This window comes from Synechococcus sp. MU1643 (genome assembly GCF_020514095.1).
GTDB lineage: Bacteria > Cyanobacteriota > Cyanobacteriia > PCC-6307 > Cyanobiaceae > Parasynechococcus.
In genome coordinates this window covers 85,117-98,531 of record NZ_VTKY01000005.1, presented here as the reverse complement: position 1 = coordinate 98,531, position 13,415 = coordinate 85,117, and the positions used below count along the sequence as shown (strand labels likewise).

At 61.7% G+C, this 13,415-nt stretch carries 14 protein-coding genes and 1 tRNA gene; 9 read left to right on the top strand and 6 right to left on the bottom strand.

The window, feature by feature from the left end; all coding sequences use genetic code 11:
* Positions 1-22: 22 nt before the first annotated feature.
* The 4 genes from FZX09_RS09050 (at position 23) to recA (ending at position 3,792) form a co-directional block, all read left to right on the top strand.
* Complete coding sequence (locus FZX09_RS09050; protein ID WP_226402138.1) at positions 23-1,663, top strand: AAA family ATPase; 1,641 nt, start codon at positions 23-25, stop codon at positions 1,661-1,663.
* Positions 1,664-1,753: 90 nt separating this feature from the next.
* Positions 1,754-1,825, top strand: a tRNA-Gln gene (locus tag FZX09_RS09045).
* 9 nt (positions 1,826-1,834) lie between these two features.
* Complete coding sequence (locus tag FZX09_RS09040; RefSeq protein ID WP_226402137.1) at positions 1,835-2,584, top strand: HAD family hydrolase; 750 nt, start codon at positions 1,835-1,837, stop codon at positions 2,582-2,584.
* Positions 2,585-2,670: 86 nt separating this feature from the next.
* Positions 2,671-3,792, top strand: a complete 1,122-nt coding sequence (gene recA, locus FZX09_RS09035) for a recombinase RecA (protein WP_226402136.1) — start codon at positions 2,671-2,673, stop codon at positions 3,790-3,792.
* Between the two features lie 2 nt (positions 3,793-3,794).
* On the opposite strand, the gene FZX09_RS09030 is transcribed toward recA, so the two are convergent.
* From FZX09_RS09030 to FZX09_RS09020, 3 genes are all read right to left on the bottom strand, one after another.
* The gene (locus FZX09_RS09030) at positions 3,795-4,139 is read right to left on the bottom strand and encodes a DUF1815 family protein (RefSeq protein ID WP_226402135.1); all 345 of its coding nucleotides are present in this window, start codon (positions 4,137-4,139) and stop codon (positions 3,795-3,797) included.
* 70 nt (positions 4,140-4,209) lie between these two features.
* On the bottom strand, positions 4,210-4,458 hold the full coding sequence (locus FZX09_RS09025) for a DUF2839 domain-containing protein (protein WP_226402134.1): 249 nt from the start codon (positions 4,456-4,458) through the stop codon (positions 4,210-4,212).
* A gap of 35 nt (positions 4,459-4,493) precedes the next feature.
* A complete protein-coding gene (locus FZX09_RS09020) occupies positions 4,494-5,939 on the bottom strand; it encodes a helicase (RefSeq protein ID WP_226402132.1) in 1,446 nt (481 codons plus the stop codon).
* A gap of 83 nt (positions 5,940-6,022) precedes the next feature.
* On the opposite strand from FZX09_RS09020, the gene FZX09_RS09015 reads away from it, so the two are divergent.
* Positions 6,023-6,904: a prephenate/arogenate dehydrogenase gene (locus FZX09_RS09015; RefSeq protein WP_226402219.1), complete on the top strand. Its 882-nt coding sequence runs from the start codon at positions 6,023-6,025 to the stop codon at positions 6,902-6,904.
* On the opposite strand, the gene crtD is transcribed toward FZX09_RS09015, so the two are convergent.
* Positions 6,888-8,390 (bottom strand): C-3',4' desaturase CrtD, encoded by a 1,503-nt coding sequence (crtD, locus tag FZX09_RS09010; protein ID WP_226402130.1) that lies wholly within the window; start codon positions 8,388-8,390, stop codon positions 6,888-6,890. The genes FZX09_RS09015 and crtD overlap by 17 nt on opposite strands.
* Before the next feature lie 50 nt (positions 8,391-8,440).
* On the opposite strand from crtD, the gene FZX09_RS09005 reads away from it, so the two are divergent.
* Positions 8,441-9,328, top strand: coding sequence for a fructosamine kinase family protein (locus FZX09_RS09005; RefSeq protein ID WP_226402128.1), 888 nt, complete (start codon positions 8,441-8,443; stop codon positions 9,326-9,328).
* 3 nt (positions 9,329-9,331) lie between these two features.
* Here the strand turns inward: FZX09_RS09005 and FZX09_RS09000 are convergent, their stop codons facing one another.
* Positions 9,332-9,718: a CAAD domain-containing protein gene (locus FZX09_RS09000; protein ID WP_226402126.1), complete on the bottom strand. Its 387-nt coding sequence runs from the start codon at positions 9,716-9,718 to the stop codon at positions 9,332-9,334.
* Here FZX09_RS09000 and FZX09_RS08995 point away from each other — a divergent pair.
* Both FZX09_RS08995 and moeB read left to right on the top strand, forming a co-directional pair.
* On the top strand, positions 9,717-10,235 hold the full coding sequence (locus tag FZX09_RS08995; RefSeq protein ID WP_226402124.1) for a M67 family metallopeptidase: 519 nt from the start codon (positions 9,717-9,719) through the stop codon (positions 10,233-10,235). The two genes, FZX09_RS09000 and FZX09_RS08995, sit on opposite strands and share 2 nt — an antisense overlap.
* The gene (moeB, locus tag FZX09_RS08990; RefSeq protein WP_226402122.1) at positions 10,228-11,364 is read left to right on the top strand and encodes a molybdopterin-synthase adenylyltransferase MoeB; all 1,137 of its coding nucleotides are present in this window, start codon (positions 10,228-10,230) and stop codon (positions 11,362-11,364) included. Before FZX09_RS08995 ends, moeB begins: the two co-directional genes overlap by 8 nt.
* A 9-nt stretch (positions 11,365-11,373) precedes the next feature.
* On the opposite strand, the gene FZX09_RS08985 is transcribed toward moeB, so the two are convergent.
* Entirely contained in the window at positions 11,374-12,522 is a 1,149-nt protein-coding gene (locus FZX09_RS08985; protein WP_226402120.1) for a cob(I)yrinic acid a,c-diamide adenosyltransferase, read from the bottom strand.
* Positions 12,523-12,575: 53 nt separating this feature from the next.
* On the opposite strand from FZX09_RS08985, the gene larE reads away from it, so the two are divergent.
* Entirely contained in the window at positions 12,576-13,403 is an 828-nt protein-coding gene (larE, locus tag FZX09_RS08980) for an ATP-dependent sacrificial sulfur transferase LarE (RefSeq protein WP_226402119.1), read from the top strand.
* Positions 13,404-13,415: the final 12 nt, after the last annotated feature.

Sequence of the window (13,415 nt, the reverse complement as noted above, 5' to 3'; positions counted from 1 at the left end):
AAGGCTGAAACGCGCAGATCCCATGGGCACGCAACGGGTCACCGACGATCTGGATCGCCTTCTTGAGCTCCTCCCGGACGCCGTGCAGGAGCAGTTGCAGCCTGAAGAGGCGCGACAGCAGTTGCTTGAGGTGGTGCTCGATCTCGGTCGGGTTCCGGAAGCGCGTTATTCAGGCCGTGCCCTTGAGCTGGGCTCCACGCCCTTGTCTCGGCAGGATCTGGCGGCCGTGGTGGCCAGGCTTGGTCAGTTCGGTGGCGATAACCGGGCGGGAATCGAACGAACGCTTCACCGGATTAGTGCGATCCGCAACCGTCAGGGCGAGGTGGTCGGTCTGACCTGCCGGGTGGGGCGAGCCGTGTTCGGCACCGTTGCCATGGTGCGGGACCTCCTGGATGGAGGGCAATCCCTGCTGTTGATGGGGCGCCCGGGTGTTGGCAAGACAACGGCGTTGCGTGAGATCGCCCGGGTCCTTTCAGATGAGCTGGAGCGGCGCGTTGTTGTGATCGACACGAGCAATGAGATCGCCGGTGATGGCGACATACCCCACCCCGCGATCGGTCGGGCCCGCCGCATGCAGGTGGCCAGGCCTGAGCTGCAGCACCAAACCATGATCGAGGCGGTAGAAAATCACATGCCAGAAGTCATCGTGATCGATGAGATCGGCACAGAGCTGGAAGCACAGGCCGCGCGCACCATCGCTGAACGTGGCGTGGTGCTTGTCGCCACAGCTCACGGCAATGCTTTGGCCAACCTGATCAAGAACCCCACCCTCAGCGATCTGGTGGGAGGAATTCAGACGGTCACCCTCGGGGATGAGGAGGCCCGGCGGCGTCGCAGTCAGAAAACGGTGTTGGAGCGCGCCGCCGAACCGACTTTTCCGGTTGCAGTTGAAATGCATAGCCGGCAGCGCTGGGCCATACACACTGACGTTGCCGCCACCGTGGACCAACTGCTTCGGGGTCTGAAACCCAGGGTTCAGGAGCGCGAGCTGACGCCTGAGGGGGGCGTTCAGCTGGTGGACCCGCCGCAGTCTTCGGGTTTGCTGCGCCCTCCGTCCCAACGTCCGTTTACGGAACAAGCCGTCTCAGTTCCCGTGCCAATGCCTGCTGTCAGTGTCCGCAAGGTAAGTGCAGCAGTCGAACAATCCTCTCCGGAGACCAGCGCCGAGCACCTGCAGGTTCTCTGTTGCGGGGTCCCTCCTCGTGTTGTGGGGGAGGCCATCCGTTCCCACGGCTGGAAGGCGCAGGTTGTGGATGATTTGAGTGATGCCGATGTGGTGTTGAGCGTTCGGCTCGGCCTCAGCCGTCAACCGTCCCTGCGCCGTCAGGCCAGGGATCTGGGGATCCCGATTCTGGTGATTAAATCCGACACCCTGCCCCAGGTGACCCGTGCCATGGCCCGTCTTCTGCGCCGTCAGGCCACCGAATCGGCCGCAGAGGTCACCTCACCGGACCGGGTGTCTCAGGACGATGAATTGGCTGCTCTCGAGGAATGCCGTCTTGCAGTGGAACAGGTGGTGATGCCTCAAGGCCGGCCGGTGGAGTTGCTGCCGCGAACTGAGCGTGTTCTGCGGATGCAAGCCGATCTTGTGCGGCGTTACCGGCTACGCAGCGATGTCTTCGGCGAGGCTGAACTGTCCCGCTTGAGGGTTTTTCCTCCTTGATCGTTCGTTGGTGGATTGACGAACGGTTGGCTGCTATGAGTAACTATTAGTACTCCGGTGAACCGCAAGTTGCGGTCTTTTCCGGTTCAGTGGGCCGTCGCCAAGCGGTAAGGCAGCGGGTTTTGGTCTCGCCATTCCTAGGTTCGAATCCTAGCGGCCCAGTTTTTGTCCATGAACCTTCGCCCACTGCTGGTCTTCGATTTCGACGGGGTCATCGTCGATGGAATGGCCGAGTACTGGTGGAGTGCTTGGCACGCCTGTCGTCGTCTTGAGGCTGCTCCAGAGGGCTTCTCCCCTGATCAGGTGCCTGACGCCTTCCGTCAGCTGCGGCCGTGGGTGCACCATGGTTGGGAAATGGTGCTCCTGGCCGCGGAACTGCCGGCGCTGAACCTTCAGGTTTGGCTGCAGTCCTATGGGGAAGCGCAGGCCTTGGCACTGCAACGGCGTGGATGGCAGCCGGAGCAGCTGCAGGCGGCACTCGATGCCTCCAGAGACGAAGCGGTGCGGCAGAACCGTTCCGCGTGGTTGGCGTTGCATCGACCTTTCCCCGGCCTAGTGGAGCGGCTGAAGCAGTTGGAAGCAGAGGGGGTGGAGTGGGCTGTTCTGACGACAAAAACACAGGCCTTCACCGCTGAGCTGCTGAACAGCCTTGGCCTGGATCCTTGGCGTCTGGATGGTCGTGAGGCTGGCGCTAAGCCTCAGGTTCTGCTCCAGCTCCAGCGGCAGCGAAGCCTGTGCGGCTTCGTAGAAGACCGCCGGGCGACGCTTGAGGCGGTGCGCTCAACACCAGGGTTGGATCAACTGCCCTGTTTTCTGGTGAGTTGGGGCTATCTTCACCCGAAGGACCAGAGCGGTCTTCCGCCTGGAATTGCGTTGCTCCATTCGGATCGCTTTCTGGCCCCCCTGGCGCAATGGCCCTGATTCGTTACGGTACGCTTGTACTACTTGAGACGATTCGGCGCTTCTGTGGCATTGGATCTCTCGTTCCTTAGTTTCAGGTCCTTCTCATGCCTGCAGATATGAAATCCGGCGCTTCTGATCCCCGTTCCTCAGGCGAGAGGGACAAGGCACTGAATCTGGTTTTGGGTCAGATCGAACGCAACTTCGGCAAGGGATCGATCATGCGGCTGGGGGATGCCTCCCGCATGCGGGTGGAGACGATTTCCACCGGTGCGCTGACCCTAGATCTCGCTTTGGGTGGTGGTTACCCGAAGGGTCGTGTGGTGGAGGTTTATGGCCCGGAAAGTTCCGGTAAAACCACGCTCACCCTGCACGCGATTGCTGAAGTGCAACAGCGTGGTGGTGTTGCGGCCTTTGTGGATGCGGAGCATGCCCTGGATCCCGTCTATGCCGCATCTTTGGGCGTTGATGTCGAGAACCTGCTGGTTTCCCAACCAGACACCGGTGAGATGGCGCTGGAGATTGTTGACCAGTTGGTGCGATCCGCGGCGGTGGACCTCGTCGTCGTCGACTCGGTGGCTGCCCTCACCCCCCGTGCTGAGATCGAAGGTGAGATGGGAGACCTGGCGGTTGGCGCCCAAGCGCGTCTGATGAGTCAGGCGATGCGGAAGATCACAGGCAACATCGGCAAGTCGGGTTGCACCGTCATCTTCCTCAACCAGTTGCGTCTCAAGATTGGTGTCACCTACGGCAACCCAGAGACCACCACTGGAGGCAACGCGCTCAAGTTCTATGCCTCGGTTCGCCTCGACATCCGTCGAATTCAGACGCTCAAGAAGGGAACTGAGGAATTCGGTATCAGGGCGAAGGTGAAAGTGGCGAAAAACAAGGTGGCGCCACCCTTCCGCATTGCCGAATTCGACATTCTCTTTGGCCGCGGCATCAGCACCTTGGGTTGTCTGCTTGATCTCGCTGAGGAGACGGGCATTGTTGTTCGCAAGGGCGCTTGGTACAGCTATGAGGGCGATAACATCGGTCAGGGTCGTGACAACACCATTGCTTGGATGGAAGAGAACCCTGACGCAACGGCCACCATCGAAACACTGGTGCGTCAGAAACTGACCGAAGGATCTGAGGTGAAGGCGAATTCGATGCGACCTCTCGCCGCCGCTGCCAAAACGGCTGCTGCCGATAAGTCGGCTCCGGCGAAGGCTTCAGAGGCCGCCTGATATCAGGCGGCTTGGGCCAAGGGCTGCATGGTGCGGATTTGGCCCTCTTGGGCCAGATCTGCCATCCGCTGCAGTTCCTGGATGGCTTCAGCCCCTTCTAGCTTCACCAGTTCTCGGCCGTTGCGGGACTCCACCCAGCTGATGCCGAAGTCGGAGACAAGAAAGCGCACCATGTGGCCATCGCCAATGTCTGCCACAAACGAGGCCCCATGGCCATCGCAACCGTCGCCACAGGAGTAACAGGTGGCTGTTAGGCCGGCGCATTGCAGGCTGCTGGTGAGGGCCTGCAGGCTCATCACCAGGTCTTCAACGACCGATCTGTAGTGCTCGGCTAAACGCGGAAACATGACTGAGTCTCCATTGAGACACAGACTAAAGGTTTTCTTTTGTTTTCGTTGGTTGGGTTGAGCTGATTGCTCAGGGGGTGTCCGCAAGCGTCCACCAACCGGCCGCTGGGCCGATGAAGCGCACCGTGATCCAGAGCACCACCATCCCTCCAATGCCGATCCAGGCGCCGCGGGTCGTCACCGCCATGAACTGCTGCGTCTGGTTGCGGGTCAGCGGAAGCCAAGACACCACGCGTGGGGAGGTGTCAACAGATTTGGTGCTGGCCTTGGGCTGACGGGGGGATAAGCCCTGGGCAGCCCGGCGGCGTGCTTCTCCCATGCACTTCTGAACGTTGAAGGGAGGTTAGGCGTTGTTCACTCCGGCAGCAGTCGCTGCAATGGAATCAAAGGTTCCAGTCGATGCAGCACCTGATCACCCCAGCTGCGCCCTCGGAGGCGGCCATCGAGGATGGCCAGGCGACCACCACTGCGGCGCAGCGGTGCAATGGCGCCAGGGATCAGGCTCAGGGCTTCCGGCAGCAGAAGGGTGCGGAACCAGTCGTCTCCCTGCTGCTTCAACCGTTCCACCCGAGCCGAGGTGAGCGGATTGTCCAGGCTGGCGATGGGGAGCATGCCGATAATTAGCTGTGCTGGGGGTGGCAGCTGCTCCTGATGCTCCAGCCACCAGTCCCAGCTGCAGGTCACCACGCCATTGCTTTCGGGTGCTGTCGACTCCTGCACTACACGGCGTCCGAATTCCGCAGCCAGGGAGCTGGTCAGCTGCCGACGCAGCTGGTCGTCATTGATCAAAACGATGGTGAGCCCCGCCTGGCCAAGGATGAGCCGTCTGCTCTCCTCCAGGAGATGTTGGGCGTAGATCCGTGTGTTCGGCAGCGGTTGGCGACGCGGGGCATAGAGGGGGAGCGGTTCATTCAGCTCCCGTTCACGCAGTGTTGCCCGCACGTCAGGGACTACTCCGGCCTGTTCGAATTCCAGATCCAGCCTGGCGTCGTCTCCATTGCTGCTGAACATCAGGCAGGGGTGATCCAGCAGCACCCCCCTCAGCAGTTGGAGTGGTTCGAGGGGGGCCAGCTTCCAGCACCACTGGAGCAGCCGGTGATCCAGTTCAGCCCATTGACTCCACTCCGCCGGGTTGATGCTTCGGAGGGTGTCCCATGGCTCAGGGCTGGCTGGCAATAGCTGAAGCAGGTCACGTAGGGCCTGCCCGGCTGAGCCTTCGAGTCGCACAGCGCAACCGGGCCTCGTGGCATCAGCGAACAGCTGCCGGCTCATGCGGTCATGCAGCTCCAGCAATCCGGATTCAGCCTGGGGACAGGCCTGGCGTAGCTCATCCCAGTGCTGATGCTCGATCTCCAAGCTGAGAGCGTTGCGCATCCTCCGGCTCAATTGATCCATCTCAGGGATCAGCAGTTGCCGTTGGCCCAAGTGCCCGTCCCGATGGGCCTGAATCAGCTCGCCAACATCCATCAGCCAGAGCTGTGGACCCTCCGGAGGCTTTGGCCCCTGCCAGCAGGGAAGCCTCAGGCCCTGGTTGCGGAGACGGGGCAATTCCAACTGCAGCAGGCGCCGGCGCTGGGGGGGCGTCAGCACCAGCGCTCCTGCTTCGGGAGCCAGGCACAGCGGCACCAGCAGACCGAGCCACCATCGTTCGCTGCTGCTGGGGGGGAGCTGAACGAGAGTCGTATCGCGACGCCTCAGGCTTCTTGCTACAAGCCGGCTCAGGGTCAGGTGGTGGGGCCAGTCCGATTCCTCCTGGCGAAGCAGGGTTTTGATCTGATGGTGGGCCTGGGCTTCCAACATCCTCAAACCCTAAGCAGGGTCCCCCCGGCGATTGGTTCATGGCAATCCATCCATCAACATGGCTTCACGACCCTGCGGGAGGGATGGCGGTGCAACCGGGACGTGTGGGGATTGTTGGCCTTGGATTGATTGGGGGATCCCTTGGTTTGGATCTCCAGGCACGGGGCTGGACTGTGCAGGGCCTCGTGCATCGTCAGGCCACGGCTGATCGCGCCATGGCCCGAGGGCTGGTGGGAGCGGTGTCGACCGATCCCACCAGCCTCTCGGATTGCGATCTGGTGATCCTGGCGTTGCCAATTCCCTTGCTATTGAACCCACCGGATGAGCTCGTTGCCGCCCTACCTGAAGCAGCGGTGGTCACCGATGTCGGTTCGGTCAAAGAGCCGGTGTTGGAGGCTTGGCGCCAGCGGCATCCCCGCTTTGTAGCCAGTCACCCCATGGCAGGCACAGCTGAGGCGGGCGTTGAGGCTGGGGTGACGGATCTGTTCCGCGGCCGCCCTTGGATCGCAACTCCGGATCAAGAAACAGACTCCACTGCCCTGGCCCAGGTTCGTGATCTGGCAGTCAGCGTGGGCGGTCATTGGCTGACGTCCACCGCCTCCCAGCACGACCAGGCGGTTGCTCTGATTTCCCACATGCCGGTGTTGGTCAGTGCTGCACTGCTGCGGTCGGTGGGCGATGAACGGGATCCGGAGATCCGGCAGCTAGCCATGGTGTTGGCGTCCAGTGGCTTTGCCGACACCAGTCGCGTGGGTGGAGGGAACCCCCAGCTGGGGGTGGCGATGGCCTCCACCAACCGGGAGGCGGTGTTGCGCGGCTTGGCGGCCTACCGCTGGAGCCTGGAGCAGCTCGAAGATGCTGTTCTCCAGAAAAACTGGTCTCAGCTTGAGTTGGAACTGCGCCGAACGCAGACCCTGCGCCCGGATTTTTTGAGGGCACCGGGGGAGGTCAGCTCTGAAAGCTGAGGGGTTGTCCCCGTTCAGCTCTGAGCTGACGGCAAGCATTCAGGGCTGACAGGCTCACCCCTGCTGTGCCTTCTCCCGGATGGATGCTGTCGCCGCAGAGCCAAAGACCAGGTATGGGCGTTCGTCCTGCCAAGCCGAAGGGGCCGAACCGGCTTGGATGCTGTCCAAGGCCTCCGACCATGCCATTGGGACGGCCTGTCCAACCGGCGAAGCCCCGTGGTGTTGCCAGTTCAGCGTGCAACCAGGCGTCGTCTTCAAGTGACAGCCAGCATTTTAGTTCGGCTTGGATCAGGTTCAGCGTCTCTGTTTTGCGCTGTTGGTACTCCGGCTCCGGCAAGTGGCACCAGTCGCCTATTGGGGTGAACACGCTGGCAATCAAGGTGGCCTGCCCCTTTGGCGCACGGCCATCTCCCTCGCGGCTGACAGAGACGAAAAGGGATCCCGGGGATGCGCAGCCCCGCTGGAGATGACCTGGGCAGGGATTCGGCAGTGCATCACGCCGCACCGCTCCGTAGAGCACCAGTGCACCACTCGGTTCATGCAGGGTCTGCAGTCGTTTGCGGTAGCCCTTGGGCAGCTGATCCGGTTTGATCAGCTCCAGCAGGCACTGGGGGGGCAGGCTGCAGACCACATCGCGGCTGCTGAGTTGTTGTTCCGCGCCCTTACCGGACCTCACATTCACCTGCCAACCGAATGAGCTGGGCTGCAGCTTGGTGACCCGATGCTTCATCAGCACCGTTCCGCCGTCACGTTCAATGGTGGCCACCAGCTGATTGCTCAGCACCTGCATCGATCCCTCCAGATGCCAGAGCCCGAGCGGTGCTTGGGCCATTTGCAGGACGGTTGCGCCGTACAGCGCCGCCGTGCGATCGGCCGGCTCCTGGGAGTACAGCTTTAGCTGGAGGTCGAGAAAGCGCCGCAGCCGTTGATCGTCACCGCACCCACATAGCTGCAACAGATCGGCGATGGTTAGACCTGTGAACAGTCCCGATGCCAGCGTTGCCGGACGCAGGGCCCGCAGCAATGTGCCGAGATCCCAGAGGGAGCGCGGTGTTACCACGGGGTCCTGGTTGGCGAACTGCCAGTTGCTGGAATGCAACTGATGGCAAAGACTCCAGAAGCGTTGGCTGCCAGGGAATTGACGCTCACGTTCGGCGGCCCAGGCTTCCGGGTCATGCCAGAGCGAAATAGGAGGGGAGCCATCTCCCAGGTCGACCACACAACCTGGGTTCAGAAGCTCGGCCGTGGGCAGAGGCATGTCCAGATGCTTGAGCAGTCGCGCATGACTGCCACCGGGCTCCAACCCGGCGACCTGGGTCGCCCCAACATCGAACACCCATGGACCACGCCGGAACGTTCCGGCACATCCCCCCGGTTGTTGATGCGCTTCCAGCAACGTGACGTCGACGCCATCGCGGGCAAGCAGTGCCGCTGCGGTTAAGCCAGCGATCCCACCGCCCACCACGATCACGCTGGAATCGCTCACGACGCTCTGGAGAATCGGGCCATGCTGGCAAGACAGGGGGCTTGCTGAGGATGAACAGCGAACTGCGCCGGGATCTCACCGCGGAAGACGGCCCGTTGGCGGGGGCTGTCATCACGGATGTCTCCCCCGTCGGTGGTGGTTGCATTCATCAGGCCTGGAAACTGCACCTGCTTGATGGTCAGGTGTTGTTTGCCAAAAGCGGTGGCGCTAGCGCGTTGCCCTTGTTTGAGGTGGAGGCGGAGGCCCTTGAGGCTTTGCATGCCCAAGCCGATGCCTCCTTCCTGGTTGTGCCGCAGCCCATCGCTCTGGCAGCACTGCCCCATGGTGCGGTGCTGCTGTTGCCTTGGTTGGATTGCGCTGGCAGCGACCAAACGGCCCTCGGCCGGGGTTTGGCACTGCTGCATCAATCGTCGATCGCATCCAGCCCAGGTCGTTTCGGCTGGCATCGTGACGGCTTCATCGGCGCTGGACCTCAACCGGGGGGGTGGTGCGATGACTGGGGATCGGCCTTCGTAGAGCTCAGGCTGCGCCCGCAAATGGAAGCCCTTTATGGGTTGAAGCAGGTTTCAACGGACCTCAATCCGTTGTTGCTATGCCTCGCAGAGCATCTGAACGAGCATCAACCGCGTCCGGCCTTGGTTCACGGCGATCTCTGGGGTGGGAATGCTGCCTGTCTGAGCGATGGACGGGGGAGCATTTTTGATCCCGCCAGCTGGTGGGCTGATCGGGAAGTTGATGTGGCCATGACCCGGCTGTTCGGGGGCTTCGGAGAAGACTTCCGATCGGGATATCGGGAGGTGCTACCCGAGGCTCCAGGCGCTTACGGTCGAGTGGAGATCTACAACCTCTACCACCTGCTCAACCACGCCAATTTGTTTGGGGGGAGTTACTTGAGCCAATGCCGAGCCAGTCTCAGAGAACTGGCTCGGCGGCTTTGAGCATCAGCCCAGGTACTCCTTCCGGAGGGTTTGAACACGCTGGACCAGAGCATTGCGCTTTTCGCTCGTGGTCAAGTTTTTCCAGCTCCATTGGCCCACCACCACCACGCCGAGCAGTTCGAGCAGCCCCGGAACGATTGGCAGCAGATTGATCGTGTCGAGGATTCCCTTGATCAGGATCTGAGCAATGATCACGGCCGCAAAGATGCCGACGATCTTGCCGATGCGGCCCATCTGGCTCCAGTCGACCCCATCGAGGGTTTCGTTCACCTTGCCGAGAACGTCGCTATAGCGCTCAGCAAAGGAGGTGGTGTCGTCCTGAGTAGGAGCGTCGACGGGTGTCGTCACAGTTGTGGCGGCATCCTTTACTTCAGTGGGGGCGTCACTCATGAGAACGACTAAATCCTTCACAATTTCAGCTGAGCGTATCGGTGCAGCGCGGTCTACGCCATCCGTCCTGCAAATTGATTACCGATGCCACACGGATTTGCGCCGCATGTTGTTGGCGCCTCACCCCGAAGAAGGTTGTGCCTTGCTGCTGGGACAACGGACAAATGCAGGCTGTTTGAGGCTGATCACGATCTGGCCCTGTTGCAATGTCTGGGGACGAGGGGCATCCGGTCAGCGGCCTGTCCACGATCGTCGTAGACGGTTTCTGGTGGATCCCAGGGAGCAGTTAGCAGCCCAGCGATGGGCCCGGGATCGCCATCAATGTTGTCTTGGTGTAGCCCACTCCCATCCGGCGTCCGAGCCCGTTCCCTCGCCCCACGATCGGCGCTGGGGGGAGGCTGAAAGTTTGATGCTGATTCTCTCTGCCTCGCTTGGCCTGCGGGCCTGGTGGCTGCATGGTGACCGCAGCGTGGATGAAATCCCGATTCAGCTCTGGGACACTCAAAACCATGCATGACCAACCGATGCTGAGTGCTGATGAGCGGGGGCGCTACGCCCGCCATCTGATCCTTCCCGAGGTTGGTCCTGCCGGTCAGCTCCGGCTGAAGTCTGCTTCTGTGCTCTGTGTTGGCAGCGGGGGACTGGGATCTCCTCTGCTGCTGTACCTGGCCGCGGCAGGTGTGGGTCGCATCGGAATCGTGGATGGAGATGTGGTGGAGCTCTCCAATCTCCAGCGGCAGGTGATCCACAGCTCCAGCGGGGTTGGTGGTTCCAAGGCCCGCTCGGCCGCCGCGCGGATCCACGATCTCAATCCCCACTGCCAGGTGGAGGTGCATGAACACATGCTGACTGTGGGCAATGCCCTGGACCTCATCGGTGCCTACGACTTGGTCTGTGATGGCACTGACAACTTTCCCAGCCGGTATCTGATCAACGACGCCTGTGTGTTGCTTGGGAAACCCCTCGTCTATGGCTCCGTGCAGCGCTTTGACGGCCAGGTCAGCGTGTTCAACAGCACGCCGACGAGCCCCAACTACCGCGACCTGCTGCCGGAACCACCTCCGCCGGACGCTGTTCCATCCTGCTCGGAGGCTGGTGTGATGGGTGTGATGCCTGGGCTGATCGGTCTGCTCCAGGCCACCGAAGCGATCAAATTGATCACCGGCATCGGTGACTGCCTGGATGGTCGACTTCTGGTGGTTGATGCCTTGGCGATGCGATTTCGGGAACTCACCCTCCGCGTTGATCCAGACCGACCGAAGGTTGAGAGCCTGATTGACTACCGCCAGTTTTGCCGTCCGGCGTCATCGGAGATGGAAGCCATCACTGTCACGGAACTGAAGGCCTTACTCGATTCAGCTCCAGACAAGATTGCGCTTGTCGATGTGCGCAATCTTGCTGAGGCAGAGGTGGCTTCGATTGAAGGAAGTCACTTGGTTCCGTTGGCCTCGCTGGAGAGTGGAGAGGCGATCGATCGCGTTCGTGCTTTGGCTGAGGGACGGCGCCTTTTGGTGCACTGCAAGCTCGGGGGGCGCTCTGCGCGTGCTGTTGAGCTGTTGGGTCAGCAGGGAATCGCGGCCACGAATGTGACCGGTGGAATTGATGCTTGGTCGCAGCAGGTGGATCCTGTAATTCCCCGCTACTGAACCCGAGGGTTAGTAATCCACCCCTCGTTTCAGGTCGACGCCCTGTTCGGCGTAGTGCTTGTGGCACACCATCTCTGAATGGATGCTGGCCAGATCGAAGTAGGCGGGCGGGTTTTTGCACCGCCCCGTAATGATCACCTCAGTTTCCGCAGGTTTGCGCAGCAGGGTTTGCAGGATCGGTTCGACGGGCAGCAGCTCCAGATCCACCGTGGGGTTCAACTCATCGAGGATCACGGTTTTGTAGAGACCGCTGGAGATGGCAGCCCGTGCGATCTCCCAGGCCCGCTCGGCTTCCACGTAATCAATCGGCTCCTGCTGGCCGCGCCAAACGATGGCATCGCGGCCGGAGCGGAGGTGGTCCACCAGGTGGGGATAGCTCTCGCGTAGAGCGGCGATAGCCGCATCTTCGGTGTAGCCGCTTCCGCCTTTAAGCCACTGCAGGATCAAGACCCGATGGCTCTTGTCTTGGCTGATGCCCCGGCCGATGGCCTGCAGCCCTTTCCCCAGTGCACTGGTTGATTTGCCTTTGCCTTCACCGGTGTAGATCTCGATGCCGCTGCTCACATTGAGAGGCACCACCCGGTTGTCATTCATGCCCGGACGGCGATGGGCCCGCATCTCGGAGTGGAGGTCGGCTACACGCACCAGTGGGGCAGGTGCGGCCCGACCGGTGACGATGATTTCCATCCCCTCTGGCCGGTTGCTGAGGGTGCTGACCACATCCTCAAGATCCAGCAGGCCGAGGTCCAGTACAGGATTCAGTTCGTCCAGAACTACCACTGAATAGAGGGCGCTAGCGATTGCCCCCTTGGCAATCACCCAGCCCCGCTGGGCTTCGTCCCGGTCGAATCGGGTGGCCTCGTCGGCGGTGAAGTGATCGGCTCGTCCGGTGCGCAGGTGGTCGATCAGATGGGGGAAACCCTGTTGCAAGGCCTCGATTGCCGCATCCTCGTCGTAGGCCCGTCCTGGGCCTTTGAGGAAGCGCAGCAGCAGCACCCTGGTCTGCCTTTGCTCGCAGATGCCGAGTCCAATGGTGCGCAGCACTACGCCGAGGGCCGCCTGGCTTTTGCCCTTGCCCTCGCCGTCATAGATGTGCAGCTGTCCGTGGCTGCGCTCGCGGCTGTCCGCTGCGGTGACAATGCCGATGCTTCGAGGCATGGGGACAGCTCTTACCGTTGGAGCCTACCTAGCTCAACTGGTTTTCCCCGCTGATGTTTCGGTTGCAGGAGCCTTTGGCCGATCGAGAGCAGCAGCTGCTGGCGGACCTGCGGCACTGGATGGCTTCGCAGTCTTCCCTATGCGTGGCCTATTCCGGCGGTGTCGATAGCACCCTTGTGGCGGCGATGGCCTATGAAGCCAAGGGCGATGCCGCTCTGGCAGTAACGGGGGTCTCCCCGGCCCTGGCGCCGCATCTGTTGCGGGAAGCCCGTGATCAGGCCTCATGGCTCGGTATTCCGCATCGGGAGTGTCCGACGGCCGAGTTGAACGACCCCGACTACAGCAGCAACCCCGTGGATCGCTGCTTTGCCTGCAAGCGTGAACTGCACCACCACCTTCAGCCCATTGCTGCGGCGGCGGGTGATGCCTTGGTGATTGATGGGGTCAACCTCGATGACCTCGGCGATCACCGTCCCGGCATTGACGCGGCCCGACAGGCAGGGGTTCGTTCCCCCCTGGCTGAACTGTTGATCGACAAAGCAGCGATCCGTGCTTTGTCTCGTGCCCTTGGTTTCCCCTGGTGGGACAAGCCGGCGCAGCCCTGCTTGGCCTCTCGCTTTCCCTATGGCGAAAGCATCAGCGCCGAGCGGTTGAAGCGGGTGGGCCAGGCGGAAGCTTGGTTGATCTCCAGGGGGTTCAGCACCGTCCGTGTGAGATCCCATGGTCTCGCCGCACGGATAGAGGTGCCCAGTGACCAGATTCGTGCTGTGCTCGCGCTTACGGAGAGCGAACCTTTGGTCGAGGCCTTTCGCTCCCTTGGTTTCACCTCCGTCAACCTGGATCTAGAAGGTCTGGTCAGCGGCAAGTTGAACCGCCGCTGATCTGGCGTAGCC

Coding starts and splice junctions, on each gene's coding strand:
- FZX09_RS09050 (WP_226402138.1), top strand. CDS start 23: ATGGGCACGCAACGGGTCACCGACGATCTGGATCGCCTTCTTGAGCTC.
- FZX09_RS09040 (WP_226402137.1), top strand. CDS start 1,835: ATGAACCTTCGCCCACTGCTGGTCTTCGATTTCGACGGGGTCATCGTC.
- recA (WP_226402136.1), top strand. CDS start 2,671: ATGCCTGCAGATATGAAATCCGGCGCTTCTGATCCCCGTTCCTCAGGC.
- FZX09_RS09030 (WP_226402135.1), bottom strand. CDS start 4,139: ATGTTTCCGCGTTTAGCCGAGCACTACAGATCGGTCGTTGAAGACCTG.
- FZX09_RS09025 (WP_226402134.1), bottom strand. CDS start 4,458: ATGGGAGAAGCACGCCGCCGGGCTGCCCAGGGCTTATCCCCCCGTCAG.
- FZX09_RS09020 (WP_226402132.1), bottom strand. CDS start 5,939: ATGTTGGAAGCCCAGGCCCACCATCAGATCAAAACCCTGCTTCGCCAG.
- FZX09_RS09015 (WP_226402219.1), top strand. CDS start 6,023: ATGGCGGTGCAACCGGGACGTGTGGGGATTGTTGGCCTTGGATTGATT.
- FZX09_RS09005 (WP_226402128.1), top strand. CDS start 8,441: ATGAACAGCGAACTGCGCCGGGATCTCACCGCGGAAGACGGCCCGTTG.
- FZX09_RS08995 (WP_226402124.1), top strand. CDS start 9,717: ATGAGAACGACTAAATCCTTCACAATTTCAGCTGAGCGTATCGGTGCA.
- FZX09_RS09000 (WP_226402126.1), bottom strand. CDS start 9,718: ATGAGTGACGCCCCCACTGAAGTAAAGGATGCCGCCACAACTGTGACG.
- moeB (WP_226402122.1), top strand. CDS start 10,228: ATGCATGACCAACCGATGCTGAGTGCTGATGAGCGGGGGCGCTACGCC.
- FZX09_RS08985 (WP_226402120.1), bottom strand. CDS start 12,522: ATGCCTCGAAGCATCGGCATTGTCACCGCAGCGGACAGCCGCGAGCGC.
- larE (WP_226402119.1), top strand. CDS start 12,576: ATGTTTCGGTTGCAGGAGCCTTTGGCCGATCGAGAGCAGCAGCTGCTG.